We start from the raw sequence: 1,404 nt of genomic DNA, 5'->3' as shown, positions 1-1,404 counted from the left end.
AACAGGTACTCCAGCCCCCACACGCCGGTCGCGCTTTCCTGCCACAAAGGGTCGCCCTCGAAATCGAAGAAAATATCGCCCGCGCTGGGCGGCGGCAGCTCCGCCAGCGTGTTCTGCGGCACGACGGCGTAGCGCAGGGTGTGCTCTTCGCCGTCCTTGAAGTACCGGACTTCTCCGTCCGCGGGGCCGACGCCGCTTTGCATCCGGGCCTGTTCCTGCAGCCGCAGCAACGTGGGAGTGGGCCGGGCCAGCGTCGCCTGGGCCAAGGCCTTGACCGTGTAAATGCCGAGCTCGTGAAGGTTCTTGCGCTGCACGGAGTTCATCCGGGCCACCAGGAGAAGGTCGTCGGTGGTTTGGACCTGTTCCTGGCAATAGTCGCAGCGGCCGCAKGCGGTGATGCCCTCCGCGCCCCTGCGGACGGTGCCGGGCTGGGCGATGTGGGCGGCCGTCAGCGCCAGGAATCGCTCGCGCCGTTCCCGGAACACCGGCAGGATCTCGGCGAGCTGGTGGTGGCTCCGGACGTAGTCGAATCCGCCGGTGGCCAGTTGCACCGTGGCCCCGAGGACCAGCGTGACCGCAGGATCAACCCGGATGCCGGCCTTCAACAGCTGGTCACCGTACGCGGCGAGTTGCAGCAGTGCGGTCACCTTGGCGTGCCGGGCGAGTTTGGTGTCGAACACCGCGTAGCTGCCGTCGGGCTGTCGCACCAGGAAGTCGGAACGGCCGTGGAACTGACCGTCAAAGAAGGCAGCTTGGAAGACGACGTCGGCCCCGGCACGCAGCGCCTCGATGGATTCGCGGTGCTTGGCCAGCAGCGCGGGCCGGTCCATGGCAGCGGCGGGAACGACGTCGTACACACCACGGCCGCTGGCCGGATCCCAGGACCCGAACTCGGCGACAAACCCGTCCAGGACCTTGCGCTCGTGGACGTCGCCCAGCACGGCCGCGTGCTGGAGCATCTCATCCGTGCCGAAGTCCGCCTTGGCAGCGCGCCCCAGCCTCTCGTCGAGTTTTCGGAGCAACTGATACTCGCAGTCCGCGGCCACCACCAGGTCGCTGGCTGAGAAGACCAGGTCCGGTACCGCCTCCGGCACCTCCGATTCAAGAAAAAACATTGCGCCCCCGCTGCTTGGTTGATCCCGCCGACTGGTCCCGCTGGTATCTCTCCTGCCAAGCTATCAAAGCCCTCGGACAGCGAACGCCGCACACCGGGTCTGGCCGCCGTCGCGGGACCGGCGTAGGGTCGACAAGACCATGACCGAACAGCAACCCTATGAGCTGGTCAAGCGCTACCCGCACTTCGAGTTGCGCCGCTATCCCGCGCACGTTGTGGCCGAAATTCACGTCAACGCGACCTTTGACCGGGCCGGGAACGCGGCCTTCCGGCACCTGTTCAACTACATC

The 1,404-nt window shown here is 66.6% G+C and carries 2 protein-coding genes; one reads left to right on the top strand and one right to left on the bottom strand.

Translation table 11 applies throughout. The features are described from left to right. Positions 1–1,115, bottom strand: a 1,115-nt coding sequence (locus AB4Y86_RS18920) for a PD-(D/E)XK nuclease family protein (protein ID WP_441403668.1), incomplete at its 3' end; no start/stop codon positions are given. 139 nt (positions 1,116–1,254) lie between these two features. On the opposite strand from AB4Y86_RS18920, the gene AB4Y86_RS18915 reads away from it, so the two are divergent. Further along, positions 1,255–1,404: heme-binding protein (locus AB4Y86_RS18915; RefSeq protein WP_441403669.1), on the top strand; the 150-nt coding region annotated here is incomplete at its 3' end.

It is taken from the genome of Arthrobacter sp. 2YAF22_2 (assembly GCF_052114645.1).
In the GTDB taxonomy this organism is placed as follows: Bacteria; Actinomycetota; Actinomycetes; order Actinomycetales; family Micrococcaceae; genus Arthrobacter.
This window is presented reverse-complemented; position numbering and strand designations above follow the sequence as displayed.